General features: G+C 65.1%; 17 protein-coding genes. 4 read left to right on the plus strand and 13 right to left on the minus strand.

Annotated elements, in window-relative coordinates:
• Positions 1 to 9: 9 nt before the first annotated feature.
• Positions 10 to 303: a SelT/SelW/SelH family protein gene (locus tag EV669_RS03615; RefSeq protein WP_054285237.1), complete on the minus strand. Its 294-nt coding sequence runs from the start codon at positions 301 to 303 to the stop codon at positions 10 to 12.
• A 272-nt stretch (positions 304 to 575) separates the two neighbouring features.
• Positions 576 to 3,353: a bifunctional diguanylate cyclase/phosphodiesterase gene (locus EV669_RS03620; RefSeq protein WP_132097902.1), complete on the minus strand. Its 2,778-nt coding sequence runs from the start codon at positions 3,351 to 3,353 to the stop codon at positions 576 to 578.
• A gap of 138 nt (positions 3,354 to 3,491) precedes the next feature.
• Between EV669_RS03620 and EV669_RS03625 the strand changes: the two genes are divergently transcribed.
• The gene (locus tag EV669_RS03625; RefSeq protein ID WP_054285239.1) at positions 3,492 to 4,658 is read left to right on the plus strand and encodes a glycerophosphodiester phosphodiesterase; all 1,167 of its coding nucleotides are present in this window, start codon (positions 3,492 to 3,494) and stop codon (positions 4,656 to 4,658) included.
• A gap of 69 nt (positions 4,659 to 4,727) precedes the next feature.
• On the opposite strand, the gene EV669_RS03630 is transcribed toward EV669_RS03625, so the two are convergent.
• Positions 4,728 to 5,189, minus strand: a complete 462-nt coding sequence (locus tag EV669_RS03630) for a copper chaperone PCu(A)C (RefSeq protein ID WP_054285240.1) — start codon at positions 5,187 to 5,189, stop codon at positions 4,728 to 4,730.
• A gap of 147 nt (positions 5,190 to 5,336) precedes the next feature.
• On the opposite strand from EV669_RS03630, the gene EV669_RS03635 reads away from it, so the two are divergent.
• The 3 genes from EV669_RS03635 (at position 5,337) to EV669_RS03645 (ending at position 7,255) form a co-directional block, all read left to right on the plus strand.
• A complete protein-coding gene (locus EV669_RS03635) occupies positions 5,337 to 6,161 on the plus strand; it encodes an AraC family transcriptional regulator (protein ID WP_318271299.1) in 825 nt (274 codons plus the stop codon).
• A gap of 69 nt (positions 6,162 to 6,230) precedes the next feature.
• Entirely contained in the window at positions 6,231 to 6,938 is a 708-nt protein-coding gene (locus EV669_RS03640; RefSeq protein WP_054285241.1) for an AzlC family ABC transporter permease, read from the plus strand.
• On the plus strand, positions 6,935 to 7,255 hold the full coding sequence (locus EV669_RS03645) for an AzlD domain-containing protein (protein ID WP_054285242.1): 321 nt from the start codon (positions 6,935 to 6,937) through the stop codon (positions 7,253 to 7,255). Before EV669_RS03640 ends, EV669_RS03645 begins: the two co-directional genes overlap by 4 nt.
• On the opposite strand, the gene EV669_RS03650 is transcribed toward EV669_RS03645, so the two are convergent.
• The 10 genes from EV669_RS03650 to EV669_RS03695 form a co-directional block, all read right to left on the minus strand.
• The gene (locus EV669_RS03650) at positions 7,193 to 8,752 is read right to left on the minus strand and encodes a diguanylate cyclase domain-containing protein (RefSeq protein ID WP_165922690.1); all 1,560 of its coding nucleotides are present in this window, start codon (positions 8,750 to 8,752) and stop codon (positions 7,193 to 7,195) included. The two genes, EV669_RS03645 and EV669_RS03650, sit on opposite strands and share 63 nt — an antisense overlap.
• Before the next feature lie 162 nt (positions 8,753 to 8,914).
• On the minus strand, positions 8,915 to 9,646 hold the full coding sequence (locus EV669_RS03655) for a LytR/AlgR family response regulator transcription factor (RefSeq protein WP_132098043.1): 732 nt from the start codon (positions 9,644 to 9,646) through the stop codon (positions 8,915 to 8,917).
• Positions 9,634 to 11,346, minus strand: coding sequence for a response regulator (locus EV669_RS03660; protein ID WP_055433926.1), 1,713 nt, complete (start codon positions 11,344 to 11,346; stop codon positions 9,634 to 9,636). Before EV669_RS03660 ends, EV669_RS03655 begins: the two co-directional genes overlap by 13 nt.
• 24 nt (positions 11,347 to 11,370) lie before the next feature.
• Complete coding sequence (locus EV669_RS03665) at positions 11,371 to 13,527, minus strand: UvrD-helicase domain-containing protein (RefSeq protein ID WP_132097904.1); 2,157 nt, start codon at positions 13,525 to 13,527, stop codon at positions 11,371 to 11,373.
• Between the two features lie 88 nt (positions 13,528 to 13,615).
• On the minus strand, positions 13,616 to 13,846 hold the full coding sequence (locus EV669_RS03670) for a DUF2061 domain-containing protein (RefSeq protein ID WP_054285246.1): 231 nt from the start codon (positions 13,844 to 13,846) through the stop codon (positions 13,616 to 13,618).
• A gap of 268 nt (positions 13,847 to 14,114) precedes the next feature.
• Positions 14,115 to 14,957, minus strand: a complete 843-nt coding sequence (locus EV669_RS03675; protein WP_055433924.1) for an isopenicillin N synthase family dioxygenase — start codon at positions 14,955 to 14,957, stop codon at positions 14,115 to 14,117.
• A gap of 84 nt (positions 14,958 to 15,041) precedes the next feature.
• Positions 15,042 to 15,824 (minus strand): serine O-acetyltransferase, encoded by a 783-nt coding sequence (gene cysE, locus EV669_RS03680; protein WP_054285248.1) that lies wholly within the window; start codon positions 15,822 to 15,824, stop codon positions 15,042 to 15,044.
• A gap of 82 nt (positions 15,825 to 15,906) precedes the next feature.
• The gene (gene rng, locus EV669_RS03685; RefSeq protein WP_132098044.1) at positions 15,907 to 17,403 is read right to left on the minus strand and encodes a ribonuclease G; all 1,497 of its coding nucleotides are present in this window, start codon (positions 17,401 to 17,403) and stop codon (positions 15,907 to 15,909) included.
• Positions 17,404 to 17,418: 15 nt separating this feature from the next.
• Complete coding sequence (locus tag EV669_RS03690; protein WP_132097905.1) at positions 17,419 to 18,015, minus strand: Maf family protein; 597 nt, start codon at positions 18,013 to 18,015, stop codon at positions 17,419 to 17,421.
• Between the two features lie 87 nt (positions 18,016 to 18,102).
• Entirely contained in the window at positions 18,103 to 18,879 is a 777-nt protein-coding gene (locus tag EV669_RS03695) for a 3-hydroxybutyrate dehydrogenase (protein ID WP_055433922.1), read from the minus strand.
• Positions 18,880 to 18,886 lie beyond the last annotated feature (7 nt).

An 18,886-nucleotide genomic window follows, 5' to 3' on the forward strand; every position in this document is an offset into this window, starting at 1 on the left:
AAGGAAAGGTCAGACCGGGCGGTCGCTGTGCCCCAGCTGCCGTTCCGGGGCCACGCGGTCGCGGATGCGCTGCTTGATCAGCTTGAGGTCGGGGAAGCCGCCGTCGTCGTGGCGGTCCCACAGGACTTCACCGTCCAGCTCGATGCGGAAGACGCCGCCCGTCCCGGGTGCGAGCGCCACTTCGGCCAGATCCTTCTCGAAGGTGACAAGGAGCTCTTGTGCCATCCAGCCGGCGCGCAGCAACCAGCGGCAACCGGTGCAGTAGCGGATCAGGACGCGTGGGGAAGAAGGTGCGATAGGCATGGGAAAGGATCGCTAAGGGTTCGGCCAAGGATACCGAAACCCGCTGCGGGAAAGAAGCCGCCGGCCCCCGTCTGGCATACTGTTTTGTGTGTGGGCGGCGTACCACCCCTCCTCCATCGTTTTCTCCAGGTGTAGCTTGGCGCTTCGTACGGTGGGGGCCGGCGACCAGGCAACGCTTCCTTACAGACTTCCCTGTGGCACCAGTGTCGTCGAGGCTGACGTCTTGGTAAAGCAATCACTCTACACCGCGCCCGTTGCTGCGGCGCACGATGTCACATCGATGCAACGCTGCCGTTGACAGTGGGGCCGCCTTGGCGCTGGCTACGGTGGGCATGAACCGTCAGGTAGTGGGTCATGGTGGAGACGTCGAGCGGACGGCTCAAGAGGTAGCCCTGAACATAGTGGCAGCCGGCTTCCGCCAGGAAGGCCAGCTGGGCCTCGTTCTCCACGCCTTCGCCGGTTACTTCCGCCCCCAGCGCATGGCTCATGGTGATGATCATGCGGGCAATGCTGGCGTCGTGCGGATTGGTGGGCACTTGGTCGAGGAACTGCTTGTCGATCTTGATCTTGCTGACCGGGAAACGACGCAGGTAACTAAACGAGGCATACCCCGTGCCGAAGTCGTCGATCGCCATGCGTACCCCCAACGTCTTGAGCAGGGCCAGGTTGGTCTCGATCTGCGGCGACTGGCGCAGTGCCAGCGTTTCGGTCACCTCCAGTTCCAGCGCCGACGGCGGCAGGCCGGTGCTGTCGAGCACCGACTCCACCAGGCTGGCGAAATGCATATCCTCCAGCTGCAGCAAGGAGACGTTCACCGAGATCATGAAGTCCGGGCGAAGCTGGCGCCGCCACAGAGCTGCCTGGTGGCACGCCTCGCGCAGCACCCATTCGCCGATGGGCACGATCAGGCCGCTGTCCTCGGCAAGCGGAATGAATTCGGAAGGCGGAATGGTGCCCTGCTGGGGATGCTGCCAGCGCAGCAGCGCTTCGGCGCCGCGCACCGCGGCGGTCTGGGCATGGACATACGGCTGGTAGGCCAGGTAGAGGCCGTGGCCACTGATGGCTTGGCGCAGGTCGTTGAGCAGTTGGTGGCGCCGCGACCATTGCAGGCTCATCTCCTCGCGGAAGCGCACCCACACCCCGCCCTGCTGCTCGCGCGCGGTGTGCAGGGCGAGCTCGGCATGTTCCAACAGCCGCAGGGGAGCCTCGCTGTCGGAGGGGTAGAGTGCGCAGCCGGCATTGACCCGCGGCGACAGCAGCCCGTTGCCCTGCTCAATCGGCAGGTTCAGCTCGTCCACCACCCGGTTCACCCGATGGAGAATGGCGTCCTCGTCGTCTCCGAGCACGACCAGGCAGAAGCGATTGTCGGCAAGACGGGCCACCAGTTCACCCCGCTCGGCCAGGGACTCCAGCCGCTCGCACAGCCCCATGATCATGCGGTCCCCGCGTTCACGGCCGTATAGGTCGTTGATGTTGGCCATCCCTTCAAGGGCACAGATCAGGCAGCCGAACGGCTTTTCGGTATCCCCCTGGGTGGTCAGTTCTTCCAGCTCCATCAGGAGACGGGTGCGGTTGGGCAGGCCGGTCACCCGATCATAGTAGTGGTGCCGGTAGAGCTCGCCCTCGGCCTCCACGCGTGCACCGGACTCCAGCACCAGTGCCACGACATCGGCGGTAGAGCAGACGAAGTTGATCTCGTCCGGGTACCAGGCGTCCCGCGGCAGGCGGGTTTCCACACAGATCAGGCCGCTATGCTGGCCCGCCAGCATCACCGAGGCATCCAGCAGGCTGTGCACCCCATGCTCGCGCAGATACGCGCGCAAGCTCAGCAGGCGCTCGTCGTTCTGGGCATCGACCGATGCGAGAAAGCGCTGCGTCTGCAGGATCTCCACGTAGGACAGGTGTTCGCTTTCGGCCAAGGTGGCCTGAGAGAAAGCACGACCGGCATCGTGGTCATACCCGGCCAGACACAGCAGGCGCTTGTTCTCCGGGTAATGACGCCAGACACTGACGCGCGAGGCCTGCAGGGTATCGGCCAGCATCTGCGCCAGAGCCTGCAGGTAGCCCTCCATCTGGGCCCCATCCTCACGGCGCTGGGCCACCAGCTGGCGCAAGGCCTGCCCCTGGGCCGCCAAACGGCGGAAGGTGGCCTGCTGGCGCTCGCGCAGACGGCTGGCCACGCGAACGATCAGCAGAGCCAGCGCCAGCATCGCCGCCCCCAGTACAGCTAGACGCGGTGCCAGAAACTGCATCAGGGCCGTGCCCGGCAGTGGCAGCGTCCAGTCCAGATAGCCGACGGTTTCGTTGTTGAGTCCACGCAGCACGGTGCGCTCCAGCCCAGGACGGCCGGGGCCGAAGCTGAGTTCCAGGCTGGTGAGCTGATGATCGCGCATCAGGTCGGACAGGATGTTGGGATCGATCTCACGGGCAAAGAGCAGGTAGCGGGCTTCGGCGGGCGCCGGCCGGTCGTCGGTCTCGGGAACGACTGGCAGGATGGCCAGCATCAGGATGCGCACCCGAGGTTGGCGGGTGATGGGGTCCACCGTGCGCTGGCGGATCAGCGTGGTCGGAAAACCGTCCTTGCCCATAGCATCGTACCGGCGTGCCATGCGGAACAGTGTCTGCCATTGCATCGGCGTGAGCCGCAGCAGCTCCTGCGGATATTCAACGATTGCGCCATCATGTACCGCGTACAGTCCCCGCCCTTCCGCGTCCACCACCAGCCCGAGCTGAATCTTGAGGTTACGCTGGATTGACCCGTTGAAATTCTCGCGCAACCAGCGGAAATCTGGAGCCGGCCCCAGCGTGGCGGCGTACATGTCGTTCCAGACGGCGTACTCCGCCGCCGAGGCGCTGAGAGTGTCCCGCAGGTGCAGCAGCCCATGGTCGAGCAGGCTGGCGGTCTGCTGGCGGAAGGCCTGGTTGCTCTGGTGGACGGCCTCGCGCACCACCACCCAGCTGCCGGCCAGGCCCAGCACGATGAGCAGCCCGGCCAGCACCAGCGGATGGCCGAAGGGACGGGCGAGGCGGGAGAGTGCGGCGGAAATCATCGGTTGAGCTTAGCCTGCATGCGGTTTTTTTTCCATTGTGTAGCAGTTTTCCCCACATACCCATCAGGCGCACTGTCATGAGCGTGTCATTTTCTGCTGACAGACTCTGCGCGGTTTGACCTGCCTGGAGAAGCCTAGATGACCAAACTGATTGCGGCCGCCGTGCTGGCCACCCTTGCCGTACCCGCCACATCGGCCTTGGCCGCCCAACCGGTGCGCCTGCCCACGCTCAAGGGCCAGGCTCCGCTGGTAATTGCCCATCGTGGTGCATCGGGCTACATGCCCGACCATACGCTGGAAGGCTACGCACGCGCCGCAGCGATGGGGGCCGATTACATCGAGCCGGACCTGGTGTCCACCAAGGATGGCGTGCTGATCGCCCGGCACGAGCCCAACCTGAAGGACACCACCGACGTGGCTCAGCATCCCGAGTTCGCCGACCGCAAGCGCACGGTGAAAGTGGATGGCCACGACGAGGAAGGCTGGTTTGCCAGCGACTTCACCTTGGCCGAAATCAAGACGCTGCGCGCTGTGCAACCACGCAGCGACCGCTCCAAGGAATTCGACGGACGTTTCCAGATCCCCACCTTCGAGGAAATCCTGCAGCTGCGCGAGAAACTGTCGCGTGACCTGGGCCGCCCCATCGGCGTTTATCCCGAGACCAAGCACCCCACCTGGCACCAGTCGCTCGGCTTGCCACTGGAGGCCAAGCTGGTGGCCCTCTTGGACAAGTATCGGCTGAACCGGCGTGATGCGCCGGTGATCATCCAGTCGTTCGAGACCGCCAACCTCAAGGCCCTGTCCAAGATGACGCCGGTGAAGAAGGTGTTTCTGCTGGATGCGGATGACGTGCGTCCGGACGGCACCATTGCCCCGGTACAGCCCTACGACTTTGTCGTCTCTGGCGATAAGCGCACCTTCAATGACATGGTGAAGCCGGAAGCGCTGAAGGAAATCCGTCGTTTTGCCGATGGCATCGGCCCCTGGAAGCCGTTTATTGTCTCCTACCAGGCGATGGTGGACCCCAAGACCGGCAAAGCCATGGATGTGAACGGCGACAGCGTCGTCGACCAGCGGGACATGACGCTGATGGAGCCCACCACACTGGTGCGCGATGCACATCGTGCCGGTCTGTTCGTTCATCCCTTCACCTTCCGCAACGAAGCCAAGCTGCTGGCCGCCAATTTCGGCGGGGACCCGGCCGAGGAATACCGTCTTTTCTTCCGGCTGGGGGTGGACGGGGTGTTCAGCGACTACACCGATACTGCCGTGGCCGCACGGGCTGCCGTGTTGCAGGGCCGCTAGGCAAAACAGCCGCCATTAAAAAGCCGCCCCGAGGGGCGGCTTTTGTTTTAGGCCAAGGTTTGGCGGGTTTCAGTGGCTGTGTGCGCCCACGGCGGGCGCATCGGCCTGGACGACTACGTCCACCGTCACCTCCCCGGCCTTCTCGAAACGCAGCGTCATCGGGAAGCGGTCGCCCACTTTCAGCGGCGCCGTCAGTCCCATCAGCATCACGTGCAGACTGCCCGGCATGAAGTTGACCTTCTGCCCGACGGGCACGGCGACGTCTGGCACCTGACGCATCCGCATCACGCCATTGTCGTTGATGTGGTTGTGCAGTTCGGCCCGCTGCGCGCGCGGTGTGCTGGCGGACAGCAGGCGATCGGGTTCGCTGCCAGGGTTGTCGACGCTGAAATAAGCGGCGCCGTTCTGGCTGGCGGCCGGCAGGGCACGGCTCCAAGGGTGGCCGATCTTGAGGGCGCCAACTGTGTATTCATGGGCCAGGGCGGGCAGGCTCAGCGCGAGGCCGGCCAGGATCAGCAGGGTTTTCTTCATGCGCAGGCTTTCCTGTGAGAAACGGGAGCGCCTAAGCTAACACAGGCCACCCGTTCTGCCGTGCGACATAGTGTCGCGCCGGCAGGCCCCGCTTGCCGCATACCGCTGTGCATCGCACAATCGTCCGGCCCCTTTGTCCTCTGTCCCATGAACGCCCCAGCCGAGTTTGCCCGTTTCTTCCACAACCACGACCTGCTGCCGCTGGAGTGTCTGCGTGCGCATTATGTGGCGCATCGCTTCGTCCCGCATTTTCATGAGGAATACGTGCTGTCGGTACTGACAGACGGCGTGGAGACCTACCACCACCGAGGCGGGTTGCGCCGTGCGGGGCCAGGCATGATTTCATTGATCCAACCCGGGGAGGTGCACACCGGGGAGGCGGGGGTGGAAGAAGGCTGGGCCTATCGCGTGTTCTATCCGCCGGCGGCGCTGCTGGCGGACATTGCCCAGATGCTGACCGGCCGCCCCGGCAGCGTGCCGGACTTTGGAGAAGTGCTAGTACACGATCCGCCCTTGGCGCACCAGCTGGCTCTGGCGCACCAGGCCCTGGAAAGCGAACCGGACCGTCTCCTGCGTGAAACCCGCCTCTACCAGGCGCTGACCGCACTGCTGCTGCGCTATGGCCGCTGCCGGGTGACCGATACCCCCGATGCCGGACATCGTCTCGACACCGCACGCGCGCTCCTGGCCGACAGGTTGGCCGAAAACCTGTCCCTGGCCGAGGTAGCGGCCGCCAGCGGTCTGTCGGTCTACCATTTCAGCCGGCAGTTCCGGGCACGCTTCGGTCTGCCACCAGTGGCTTGGCGCAACCAGCTGCGGATTGCCCGCAGCCGGGGGCTTCTGGCAGCGGGCAAGTCTCCTGCCGAGGTCGCCCTTCTCCTGGGCTTTGCCGACCAGGCCCACTTCAGCCGGGCCTTTCGGCAGGTAGTGGGCCTGCCTCCTGGCCTCTACCGAACAATGAACCGGCCGTAAGCGCAAGATCGTTCAAGACAACGCCGAGCGCTCGCGCTAGGCTGGCCCTTTATCCTGCCGACCACTGCCATGTCCTCTCTTTTCAATACCCGTGACTGTCTGGCGGGGGCGCGCGATACCCTTCCCATGCTGGTGGGTGCAGCCCCCTTCGGAGTGATCTTCGGCACACTGGCCGTCGGGGCCGGCTTGCCGCCCTGGGCCGCCCAGGCCATGTCACTGCTGGTGTATGCCGGCTCGTCGCAGTTCGTAGCGGTCAGCCTGGTGAGCGCGGGCACCGTCCTGCCCGTCATCTGGCTGACCACCTTCATCATCAACCTGCGCCACGCCCTCTACAGTGCCACTTTGCTGCCCACCGCACGTACTTGGCCTTTGCGCTGGCGGGCCGCGCTGGCGTTCTGGCTCACCGACGAAACCTTCGCCGTAGTCGAGCATCGCTTCCGTACGCGCGGTGAAGCCGGCGCCGCGGCCTATCAGCTTGGCTCGTCTCTAGCGATGTATCTCAACTGGCAATTTTTCACGCTGGTGGGCATCGTGCTGGGCAAGGCAGTACCGGGGCTGGCGGACTGGGGGCTGGATTTTGCGATGGTGGCCACCTTTACGGCCATCGTGGCGCCGCAACTGCGTCAGCGTCCGGCCCTGGCCGCTGCGGCCACCGCGGGTGTGCTGGCACTGCTGTGTCGTGGCTGGCCCTACAAGCTGGATCTGATCGTAGCTGTGACCGGCGGAATGAGCGCCGCCATGGCCGTTCGGTACGCTAGCCGGAGGAGCAGAACATGACGACCTTTTGGATGCTGGCCGGCATGGCCGTGCTGACCTTCCTGATCCGCGCAAGTTTTCTCGTGTTCGGACGCGGGCTGCGCTTTCCTGCCTGGCTACACGAAGCCTTACACTACGTACCGCCGGCCGTGCTGTCGGCACTGGTGGTACCGATGGCGCTGGCCCCCCGGGGCACGCTGGACATCGGATGGGACAATGCCTATCTCGCGGGCACGCTGGCGGCGGGCCTTGTGGCGCTGCGCAGTCGGCACACCCTACTGGCGATCGTGGCCGGTTTTGTGGTCTACGTCCTCTGGCGCCTCGTCCTCGCTGGCTAAAAGTGCATCCGGGAAGGGCCGGTGCTGCTTTTTGCCATACATGCTGCGGTCGGCGGCTGCCAGGAGTTCGTCGATCAGCAGCCCATCTTCCGGATAATAGGCCAGACCGATGCTGACGCCGATACGCACCGCCATTCCGTCAAACTCGTAAGGAGCCTCGATCAGGCCCTTCAGACGGGCAATCAGTTGGTCCACCTCGTACTGGTGGTCTACATCTTCCACCAGCACCACAAACTCGTCCCCCCCCAGCCGGGCCACGGTATCAGCTTCGCGCACCGCGCCCTCCAGCCGTGCGGCCAGAAGCTGCAGCACCCTGTCGCCGGCCGCATGGCCGTAAAGGTCGTTGACCGGCTTGAAGCGGTCCAGATCGAGAAACAGCACGGCCAGCCGCTGCTCGCTGCGCCGCAGCCGTGAGATGGCGTGCTGGAGCCGATCGTAGAACAAGTTTCGGTTGGGCAGGCCTGTCAGGCGATCATGATGGGCAAGATAGGTCAGCCAGTTCTCGCGGGCCCGGAGGGTATCCTGATGATGCCGGTAACGACGCCGCACGTACGCTACCAGAAAAAAGGCCGCCACCGCGCTGACGGTCATCCCCGCCCACTCGCTCGGGCCGATGGCCGACCAGCCCAGCTGCTGCACGAAGCGCAGCTCGACCGGCTGGGCATCGCCGCCCAGCGTGCGCTGCCATTCCAGTCGTGGAAAGAGCAGCTCTTCGACCAGCGAACCCTGGCTGCTGCCCCGCCGCAACAGTGGTACCGGCTGGTCGCCGCCGCTCTGGTGCGCTTGTAGCCTCACATCCACCTGCAGGCCGCGTGGCAGCGGCAGCAGCAGTTGGCCGAAGAAGTCCGCCCGTACCAGCATGCCGACCAGATGCCGCGCACGTACCGAAGGCCCCACCGCTTCCTCACGGGGGAAGGTGACGGCCCGCACCAGCAGGTAGGCGGGACCGCGCTGCGCACCCAGCGGAAAGGGCGGAGAGGCGGCCGGGCGGCCCGCCTGAACTGTGGTCAGCAGTGCATCCCGCCAGCGGCTGTTGAAACTCACGTCCACGCCCAGCAGCCGCAGCGCGCTGGCGGTAGGCGGTTCCACCAGCACGACGGGAAAGTAATCCGGCTTTTCCGGCAAGGGTTCGAAATAACGCTGGTGGTCCAGATCATAGCCACGCACGGCGAAGGTGGGGTCGTCACGCAGGCGCACGCCGGTCTCATAGGCCGCCAACTCGCCCTGACGGACACGGTCCAGGCGCAGCATGGCCTCGATATGCGGATGCCGGTAAAGCAGCTGGCGGATGAAGGTGCGCTCCTCACTCTGGGTAGCTTCGGAGTCCAGGGAGACGAAGGCGGCATAGTTTTCCAGTACCGCATCGTTGGTAAGGAGGCGCTGGGCCACCTGTTCGGCATAACGGTTGGCCCGGCTGGCAAAAGCCTCTTCAGCCAGATGAACCGCACGCGAGACGAAGGCGAGCGAAGCCGCGAGGCTGAGGACAGCCCACGCCACGATACAGCCCGCAATATGCCCGCGCTTGTTCATGAAAGAAGGGAAGAACCGTAGAAAGATGCCAGGGTGAAGGGGGGATTCTAGGACAATTGACAACCATTGAAAGGGCACGCACCCCGTTTAGGTATTTTTACTTACGAATGGATGACACGCAGCGGGACTTCAATCGAACGCGTGGCGGGCACCCTCAAACGCCTGTTTGACATGCGCCAGTTGACGCCGGCTGACGGGCAGGGGCTCATCCAGCCCCTCAAGCTGCACCAACCAGCCTTCGTCAGTGTTGTTGCCCGGGCGCAACAGACCCCGCAGGGCCTGCCGCATCACCAGGCAGTTGCGATGGATGCGCAGCGCCAGCGGCCCCAGACGAGCCTCCAGTACCACCAATGGTTCGTCCAGCAGGTACATGCCGGTCACCGCGTGCAGCTCGACGTACTTCTCGCTTGCGCGCAGGAACCGGGCGGCATCGTAAGGCACCAGCAACAGGCGGTTGCGTCCGCGCACCCGGAAAGCCCCGCCGCTGGGCTGCGGACGAGCCGGCACGCGCTCGAGCGCACGCACCAGCCGCTCGCGCCGGACCGGCTTGAGCAGATAGTCGACCGCGCCCAGCTCGAAAGCCTCCACCGCGTGCTGGTCGTGTGCAGTGACGAAAATAACGGAGGGCGGACGCGGCAGTGTCGCCATGTGTCGGCTGAAGGCGAGCCCGTCGGTACCAGGCATGCCGATGTCCACCAGCACGGCATCAGCCTCGTTCGTGGCCAGCCATGCCAAGGCGGATTCGGCGCTGGCGCACTCCCCCGCCACGCAGGCACCGCAGTCGCCCAGGAGCTGTCTCAGCCGAAGCCGCGCCAAGGGCTCGTCGTCCACCAGAAGGACGCGCAGCGCTACACCATCCACTGCGGCCGCCCGAATTTCTCGACCAGAAGCCGCCACGCCTGCAGCAGCTTCTGGAATTTGTTGTTGGTGGGCGCCTGCTCGCGCACCCGCACCAAGAGCTCTTGGGCGCGGCGCATGTGGCTTTCGTGCCAGCCGTTCTGGTGCACATAGGCCATGATGGCGTTGACCAGGTTGAGCATTACTTGCAGATTGGCGGGCATTTCTTCATGTGCCTTGAGGAAGCGGTCGATGGCGGCCTCCAGCTGGCCTGCCTGCGCCTCGCGCACCGCCCGGTTGTTGAGCTCCACCAGCGACTGCACGTTCTCGGCGATCAACTGGCGACCGTTCTCGCCACGCCCCACTTCGTCGAAGAGGTCGCCCATGCTGGAGAGCAGCGCCTCGTCGTCGTGGTGGTTGCGCACCAGATCGCGCATCACCCGGTCGCCACTGTCGCTGCGGCCCTGCTGGTAGCAAGTGCGCGCAAACTCCATCTGTGCCTCGGGCGGCAGGTCTTCGGCCAACCTGTCAAAGCCCTTCTCCGCCTCGGACAGCAACTGTGCGGCCCGCTGACGATTGCCGCTCTGCTGGGCAATCTGGCTGTCGACGACGGTGGCCATCCATTCGCCCGTCTCATTGTAGCGGTAGTCGCGCCGCAGGCTGGCAAGCGTGCGGGTGGCGCTACCGGTCTCGCCCCGTGCCAGCTGCACCCGTGCCAGCAGGGCATAGTGAATGGGGTGACGATGCCAGGTGTATTTGGCGATCTCCAGTGTCTCGCGGCTTGCCGACTCGGCTGTGTCCAGATCCTTGTTGAGCAGGGCCACCTCGGCCAGCTGCTTCTGCCTGCGCAATACCACCGGCGACAGCCGGGTGGCGGTCTGCAGCGTCTGCTGGGCCGCCTCGAGAGCATGATTGCTGCGGTACAGCTTGGCCAGCCAGTCGTAAGCTTCCATCACCCGGTCGTTCTCGGCCAGCACTTCCTCGAACAGCATGCGTGCTTCGTCATACTGCTTGAGGCCGGTCAGGGATTTGGCCAGGCCCATCTTCGCCCACGGCACCGTCTTGAGCCGCAGCACGCTCATGTAGAGCGTGCGGGCGGTGTCGTAATCGCCGATGCGTAGCGCCAGCGAGCCCTTGAGCTTCATGAAATCCAGAGCGAACTCGCCCTTCTCGGCGATCTTGCGGCTGCAGGTATCGATGGCGGCCAGATATTCGTGGCGCATGATCGCCTCGTCCACCGCGCGGAAGGCTTCGCGCCGGCGGATGGCACGCTCCAGCCGACCGGCCAGTACTTCGCCAGTGAAAGGCTTGAGCAGGTAGTCGTCCGGCCCCAGCTCCGCCGCCGAGATTACCCGCTGGGCGCGGCGCTCGCCGGTGACGATCATGAACACGCACGACTGCTTAATGAGGTTGCGCTCCTTCACCTCCTCGAAGAGGTAAAGGCCGTCGTAGCCGTTACCCAAATCGTAGTCGCACAGCACCACGTCGAATTCGAAGCGCGACATCTTGGCCAGGGCATCGGCCGCCTTGCTGGCGTACTCCACCTTTTCCGCGCCGAAGGAGGCCAGCGTCATCGCCAGCGCCCGCTGCATCTCCGGCACGCTGTCGATCACCAGGAACAGGCGCTTGGCAAACGGGTTCTGGTAATCGTTGCGCGGCTCGCGCGGGTCGCGCTGTCCCACCAGCGACTGCAGCGACGTGGATTCCGGGGGCAAGGCACTCATGTCCGACTCCGTTCGGGGCAGGGCTCAGTCTACCGTTTCGAGCTTGGCATAGCGCAGGTCCAGCCATTTGAGCCCGTGCTCGGCGAAGTTGATCTGCAGCCGCACTTCGCTGCCGCTGCCGTCCCCGGTCACGATCACGCCGGCGCCGAACTTGGGATGCACCACCTGCTGCCCCAACCGGAACCCGCCCAGGCTCGGAGCGTGACCCATCCCGGGGCTATCGGCCAACCAGGGCGCCTTCTCGCTGCCCGGCCGGCTCATCACCGGCTTGGAGCGTGCCGACAGGATGCGCAGCAGCTTGACGGGGATTTCGTCCACGAAGCGCGAGCGGATCGGGTAGCGAGACAGCCCGTGCAGCATGCGGCTCTGTGCGCAGGTCAGGTACAGCCGCTTGCGCGCCCGCGTGACCGCCACGTACATCAGTCGCCGCTCTTCCTGTAGGCCCTTGGTATCGTTCATGCTGTTCTCGTGCGGAAACAGCCCTTCCTCCAGCCCGGTAACGAACACCGCATCGAACTCCAGCCCCTTGGCGGCGTGCACCGTCATCAGCTGCAGTGCGTCCTCACCGGCCTCTGCCTGATGTTCGCCCGCTTCCAGGCTGGCTGCGGTGAGAAACTCCACCACCGCGTTATCGGCATCGTCCGGGAAGAAGCCGGCCGCGGCATTGACGAGTTCGTCCAGGTTCTCCAGCCGCTCCTCGCCTTCTTTGCGATCGGCCTCGTACATTGCCCGCAAGCCGGAGTCGTCCACGATCAGGCTGACCGTTTCGGCCAAGGTCAGGGTTTCCGCTCGCTGGCGCAGGCTTTCGATCAGGCGCACGAACTCGCCGAGCTTGGCGGCCGCACGGCCCCCTCCACCGGCGCAGGCGGCCTGCCACAGCGAGATACCCTGCTCACGGCTGGCCAGTTGCAGGTTTTCCACCGTACGCGCCCCGATACCGCGGGCCGGCACATTGATCACACGCAGCAGCGCATTGTCATCGTCGGGGTTGGCCGTAAGGCGCAGGTAGGCCAGGGCATGTTTCACTTCCTGGCGCTCGAAGAAGCGCAGCCCGCCATAGATGCGGTACGGCAGCCCGGCGCGCACCAGTTCGTGCTCCAGCACCCGGGACTGGGCATTGGAGCGATACAGTACGGCCATGTCCGCTAGGCTCCAGCCTTCGCGCGCCAGTGCCTTGACCTCGTCGACGATGAATACGGCCTCGTCGGTATCTGAGGGAGCATCGAACAGGCGGATCGGCTCGCCTTCCCCGGCGTCGGTCCAGAGGTTCTTGCCCAGCCGGCCATCGTTATGCTCGATCAGCGCATTGGCCGCGGCGAGGATGTTGCCCACCGAGCGATAGTTCTGCTCCAGCCGGATCGGCTCGCTCACGCCGAAGTCATTGAGCAGCGAACGCATGTTGCCGACTTCGGCGCCACGGAAGGCGTAGATGCTCTGATCGTCGTCCCCGACGGCGAAGATGGCCGCCTCGCTGCCAGCCAGCAGCTTCAGCCAAGCGTACTGCAGGCGGTTGGTGTCCTGGAATTCGTCCACCAGGATGTGCCTAAAACGGCTCTGGTAGTGCTCGCGCAGCGCGGCGTTGCGCGACAGGAGTTCGTAGCTGCGCAGTAGGAGTTCGGCAAAGTCCACCACACCCTCGCGGTTGCACTGCGCGTCATAGGCGGCGTAGAGCTCGATCAGCTTCTTGGTGTAGGGGTCGTGCGCCGACAACACGGCTGCCCGGTTACCGTTTTCCTTGTTGCCGTTGATGAAGCCCTGCACGGCCTTGGGCGGAAACTTCTCGTCGGAGACATCCAGGCTTTTGAGCAGGCGCTTGATGGCGGCCAGCTGGTCGGCGGAATCGAGGATCTGAAAGGTGGAAGGGAGCCCGGCATCGCGCCAATGCGCACGCAGGAAGCGGTTGCACAGACCGTGGAAGGTGCCGATCCACATGCCCCGCAGGTTGTAGGGCACCATTGCCGAGAGGCGGGTGTGCATCTCGCGCGCCGCCTTGTTGGTGAAGGTGACGGCCAGAATGCCGGCCGGGCTGACCTGTCCGGTGCCCAGCAGCCAGGCGATGCGCGTGGTCAGCACGCGCGTCTTGCCGCTGCCGGCACCCGCCAGGACCAGCGCGCTCTTGGCGGGCCAGGTGACGGCGGACAGCTGCGGCGGGTTGAGTCCGGCAAGCAGGTCGGTGCTCATGGAGTCGGGTGTCTTTCAAACGTCGAAACCCCGATTCTACACCAGCCCGGGCTGCCTCAACGGCGCACGCCCGAGGGCGTGGCCGCGCTCAGTGGCTATGGAAGAAGGCGTGGTGTCCGGCGGCGTCGGTCTTAGGGGTGCGTGTGTCGCGGCTGCGAATGCGGTCCCACACCTTTTCGTGGAAGTAGTAGGCCACAGTGTTGACCAAGGGCTCTACCAGTGCCAGCAGGCTGGAGATGCCGATGCTGCCGGTCAGCAGGTAGGCCACAGTGAAGGCGACGGTGAAATGGCAGGCGGCAAAGGTAAGGGTCTTGAGCATGGCAGCCTCCAGAGGCTTGGGTGTATCGGTTAGAGAGATGATAGTCATTCTCGTTTAATAGTAAAAATTGAACATTTCTACCTTGCCGATAGCCCGATTCCACTCCACATGGCAGCCAGCGCCCACAGGCCCTCCCCTGCTTGTACACCGAACAGCTGCGTATCGCAGGGATGCGCTCTTCAAGGGGCGCAATCCGGCAAGCCGACACGAGCGCGCGGGGAAACCCGACACACGGCCGGGCGCCCCCCGTCTTGCCTGGCGGTTCCAATCAGGACTTGACGCCCAGCTCGCGCAGGCGCTCGTCCAGATAGCTGCCGGCGGTGTAACGCTCCGACAGCACTACGTCGTCACGCGGGTGCAGGAACAGGGGCAGCGACACACGGCTCTTGCGCGCCGCCGCACCGGTGGGGTTCACCACCCGATGCTGCGTGGAGGGGTAATAGCCGCGCGAGGCTTCGGCCAACATGTCGCCGATATTGATCACCAGCGTCCCGAAGTCACAGGGCACATCGCACCAGGCCCCGGTTTTGTCCTGCACCTGCAGCCCCGGCTCGTTGGCCGCAGGGAGAAGGGTCAGTAGGTTGATGTCGCCATGGGGCGCGGCACGCAGCGCGCCCGGCGGCTCGGTGCCGGTCAGGGGCGGATAGCGCAGCACGCGCAGCAGGGTCTTGTCGCTGCCCTCGATCATGCGCGAGAGGGGCTGGCTGTAATGCTGGGCGATCTCGGCCGGGGTGTGGGCCTCTACCCATGCCAGCAGTTCGGCCGCCAGGGTGTTGGCCTCGCGGTAGTACTGCATGGCATCCGCCTTCAGCGCAGGCGGAATCCGTCCCCAGGGGTAGAGGTGGTAGTACTCCTTGATATCTTTCTGGCTGAACCCCTTGGCAGTTTCGGAGATGGCCGTGGAGAACCAGCCATCCTGCTTCTCGGGAGAGAAGGCGTAGTCGTGCTTCTCGGCGCTATCGAAAAACTTCAGCCACTCGGCGTAGATCCGCTCCACCAGTGCCTGCTGGATGGGATGCTGGGTCAGCACGCCAAAGCCGGTTTCGTGCAGCGAGCGGGCAAAGCGCTCCGGCGCGTCGGGCGCGCGGTAGTCAACAACCTGTACTTGCATGGAAAGTCTCGTGGTGGGCAGTGGGGCGGGCATTCTACCCAAGCCCAGGCCCGGCCCCAAGCGGCCGGGCCTGGGCTTGAGCGGTCAGACGCGCTGGTCCATGCTGAGGGCAGGCGTGCCTTCGCAGTGGCGCGCCACCACCCTTGCAGGCACGCCTGCCACCGTAGTGTGCGGGGGGACATCCTCCAGCACTACGCTGCCGGCACCCACCTTGGCGCATTCACCAATGCGGATGTTGCCGAGGATGGCCGCGCCAGCGCCGATCAGCACCCCATCGCCTACCTTCGGGTGGCGGTCGCCGTGTTCCTTGCCGGTACCGCCTAGCGTGACGCCCTGGAGCAGCGAGACGTTGTTGCCGATGACCGCGGTCTCGCCCACCACCACGCCAGTACCGTGGTCCAGCATCACGCCGGTGCCGATCCGGGCGGCCGGGTGGATGTCGGCGCCGGTGACCTCGGAAATGCGGTTCTGCAGGAACAGGGCCAGGGTGCGACGGCCCTCCTTCCACAGCCAGTGGGTGATGCGCTGGCTCTGGATGGCGTGAAAACCCTTGAAGTACAGCAGGGGGGTGGCGTAACTGTCGCAGGCCGGATCGCGCTCGAAGCAGGCGCGGATGTCGGCACGCATGCTGCCGCCAACGCTGGGATCGGAGGCCAGTGCCTCGCGGAAGAGCTCCATCAGCGCCCGCGCGTCCATCACCGGGCTGGCCAGCTTGCTGGAGAGGTGGAACGCCAGCACGTCTTCCAGCGTGGCATGGCGCAGCACCGTCATATGCAGGAAGCTCGCCAGGAGCGGCTCGTCACGCGCGGCCGATTCGGCTTCCTGAAGGATGGCGAGCCACAGGGCATCGCCGCTTGCATCGTTCATTCCCTTACCTTCTTGCTGCGAAAACGCCGGCCGCAGCCGGCAGCACTTCGGCCAACCCCGCAGGGTTGGCCGAAAGACGCGGTCAGAGCAGCACCACGTCGAACTGTTCCTGGGTGTAGGTGGCCTCCACCGACAGCGAGATCGGCTTGCCGATGAAGTCCACCAGCATGGCCAGGCTTTGCGACTCCTCGTCGAGGAACATGTCGATCACCGGCTGAGCCGCCAGGATGCGGAAGCCCTTGGCGTCGAACTGCCTCGCCTCGCGCACGATCTCGCGCTGGATCTCGTAGCATACCGTCTGGGCTGTCTTGATCTCACCGCGGCTCTGGCAGGTGGGGCAACCTTCACACAGCACGTGAGCCAGGCTCTCGCGGGTGCGCTTACGGGTGATCTCTACCAGGCCCAGACTGGTGAAGCCATTCAGGGTCACCCGGGTGCGGTCACGGGCCAGCGACTTGGCCAGCTCGTGCAGCACCGCCTCGCGGTGCTCCTCGCTGTCCATGTCGATGAAGTCCACGATGATGATGCCGCCCAGATTGCGCAGCCGCAGCTGGCGGGCGATGGCATGGGTGGCTTCCAGGTTGGTCTTGAAGATCGTTTCTTCGAAGTTGCGGTTGCCCACGAAGCCACCGGTGTTGACGTCGATCGTGGTCATCGCCTCGGTCTGGTCGATGATCAGGTAGCCGCCGAACTTGAGGTTGACGCGCCGCGCCAGCGCCTTGTCGATCTCTGCCTCGATGCCGTGCATCTCGAAGAGCGGCCGCTCACCGCTGTAGCGCTCGATCTTGGGCACCGCCTGGCTGACGTACTGCTCGGCAAACTCCAGCATCTTGCCGTAGTTCTCGGTGGAGTCGACGATCACCCGCTCGGTGGAGTCGCTCACCATGTCCCGCAGCACACGCAGGCTGAGCGGCAAGTCCTGGTAGAGCAGCGTCTGCGCCGGGCTGAGGCGGCTGCGGTTGCTGATGTCGGACCACAGCTTGGAAAGGTACTCGATGTCCGCCAGCAGTTCGGCATCGCTTGCGGTCTCGGCGCTGGTACGGATGATGTAGCCGCGGGGCGCCCCTTCGGGCAGCAGACGCTCCAGGCGCGCCTTCAGGCTGAGCCGGTCGTCTTCGTTCTCGATCTTCTGCGAGATGCCGATGTGCTCTTCCTGCGGCAGATGCACCAGGAAGCGCCCGGCCAGCGAAATCTGGGTGGAGAGCCGCGCGCCCTTGGTGCCGATCGGGTCCTTGATCACCTGCACCAGCACTGTCTGGCCCTCGAACAGCATGCGCTCGATGCGCTGCTGCTCGGCGGGATGCTGGCGCTGCTCCAGCACATCCGCGATGTGCAGGAAGGCGGCACGTTCGAGGCCGATCTCGATGAAGGCGCTCTGCATGCCCGGCAGCACGCGCTTGACCTGGCCCAGATAGATGTTGCCCACGATGCCGCGGCTGGCCGCCCGCTCGATGTGCAACTCCTGGACGATGGCGTCCTCCACCACCGCCACGCGCGTTTCCTGGGGCGTGATGTTGACGAGAATCTGCTCCTTGGGCCGCGGCAGGTCGCGCGGCAGGGCAATCGGTTGGTGCAGCATCATCGTGTCGCCCTTTCAGGGGAAGCGGTAGCCGAATTCGGAGAGGAGCGCGGCGGTTTCGAACAGCGGCAACCCCATCACACCGGTGAAGCTGCCATTAATGCGTTCGACGAACACACCGGCACGGCCCTGAATGCCATAGGCACCGGCCTTGTCGAAAGGCTCGCCGGTATCGAGGTAGCGCTCGATGTCGGTATCGCTCAGAACACGGAAGCTCACATCGGTCACCGAGGTGCGCAGGGCCTGGCGCTCACCTTCGCGCACTGCCACGCTGGTGACGACCTGATGCGTACGTCCGGAAAAGGCACGCAGCATGCGGCGCGCGTCATCGGCATCGGCCGGCTTGCCGTAAATGCAGCCATCGAGCACCACCGTGGTATCGGCAGACAGCAGCGGGCGCGAGGGCAGACCACAGCGGCTCACCACCGCCCAGCCGGCTTCGGCCTTCTGGCGGGCTAACCGCTCGGTATAGGCCACGGCTTCCTCACCGGGCAGCACCGATTCATCGATGTCGGCATGGATGCGCTCGAGGTGCAGCCCCAGCTGTTCGAGCAGTTCGCGCCGGCGCGGGCTGCCGGACGCAAGATAGAGACGGGTATCGTTGGGATTCATGGCGGATGCGTGCGTTTCTTTCGGATCACCCGCTAGGTTACCAGAGCGCCCGCCCGGGCACACTTGCGCCCGCCCGGGCAAGGGGTGCTACTGTGCCGTCCAGCCTCCGTCGATGGGCAGGGCCACGCCGGTCAGGTTATGCGCCCAGTCCCCACACAACATCGCCACCGCTTCGGCGATCTCCTCAGGTCGGCTCATCCTGCCGGAGGGCTGCTTTTCCAGCACCAGGCTGCGCATGCCCTCGTCGCGGCTGCCACTGATCCGCTCGGCCCGGGCGGCGATCTGCGGCTCGATCAGTGCGGTTTCCACCCAGCCCGGACAGAGGGCGTTGACGGTAACGCCGGACTCGGCCATCTCCAGGGCTGCCACCTTGGTCAGGCCCACCAGACCGAACTTGCTCGCCACATAGGGCGCCTTGTGCACCGAGGCCACCAGACCGTGCACTGACGCGATGTTGACCACCCGACCCCAGCCCTGTTGCGCCATCCCGGGCAGCAGCGCCTGCATCAGCAGGAAGGCGGCACTGAGGTTCACTGCCAGCACGGCTTGCCACACCTCGGGCGGCATGCCGGTGACGGGGGCCGTGTGCTGCATGCCGGCGTTGTTGACGAGCACATCCACCCCACCCTGCCAGTCGAGCACGGCTTCGGCCAACCCTGTGACCGCCTGAGGCTCACGCAGGTCGCCCTCGAAGAAGTGCACCGCGCTGGCGCCGGCCGCACGGACACGCGCCAGCGCTTCGGCCTGTTGTGCCGGGCTGGCCAGCCCGTGCAGTCCGATAGCCCAGCCGTTGGCGGCCAGACGGCAGGCAATGGCAAGTCCGATCCCCTGCGCGGATCCGGTGATGAATGCAGTGCGCGTCATGCTGTGT

It is taken from the genome of Gulbenkiania mobilis (assembly GCA_004346645.1).
In the GTDB taxonomy this organism is placed as follows: domain Bacteria; phylum Pseudomonadota; class Gammaproteobacteria; order Burkholderiales; family Chromobacteriaceae; genus Gulbenkiania; species Gulbenkiania mobilis.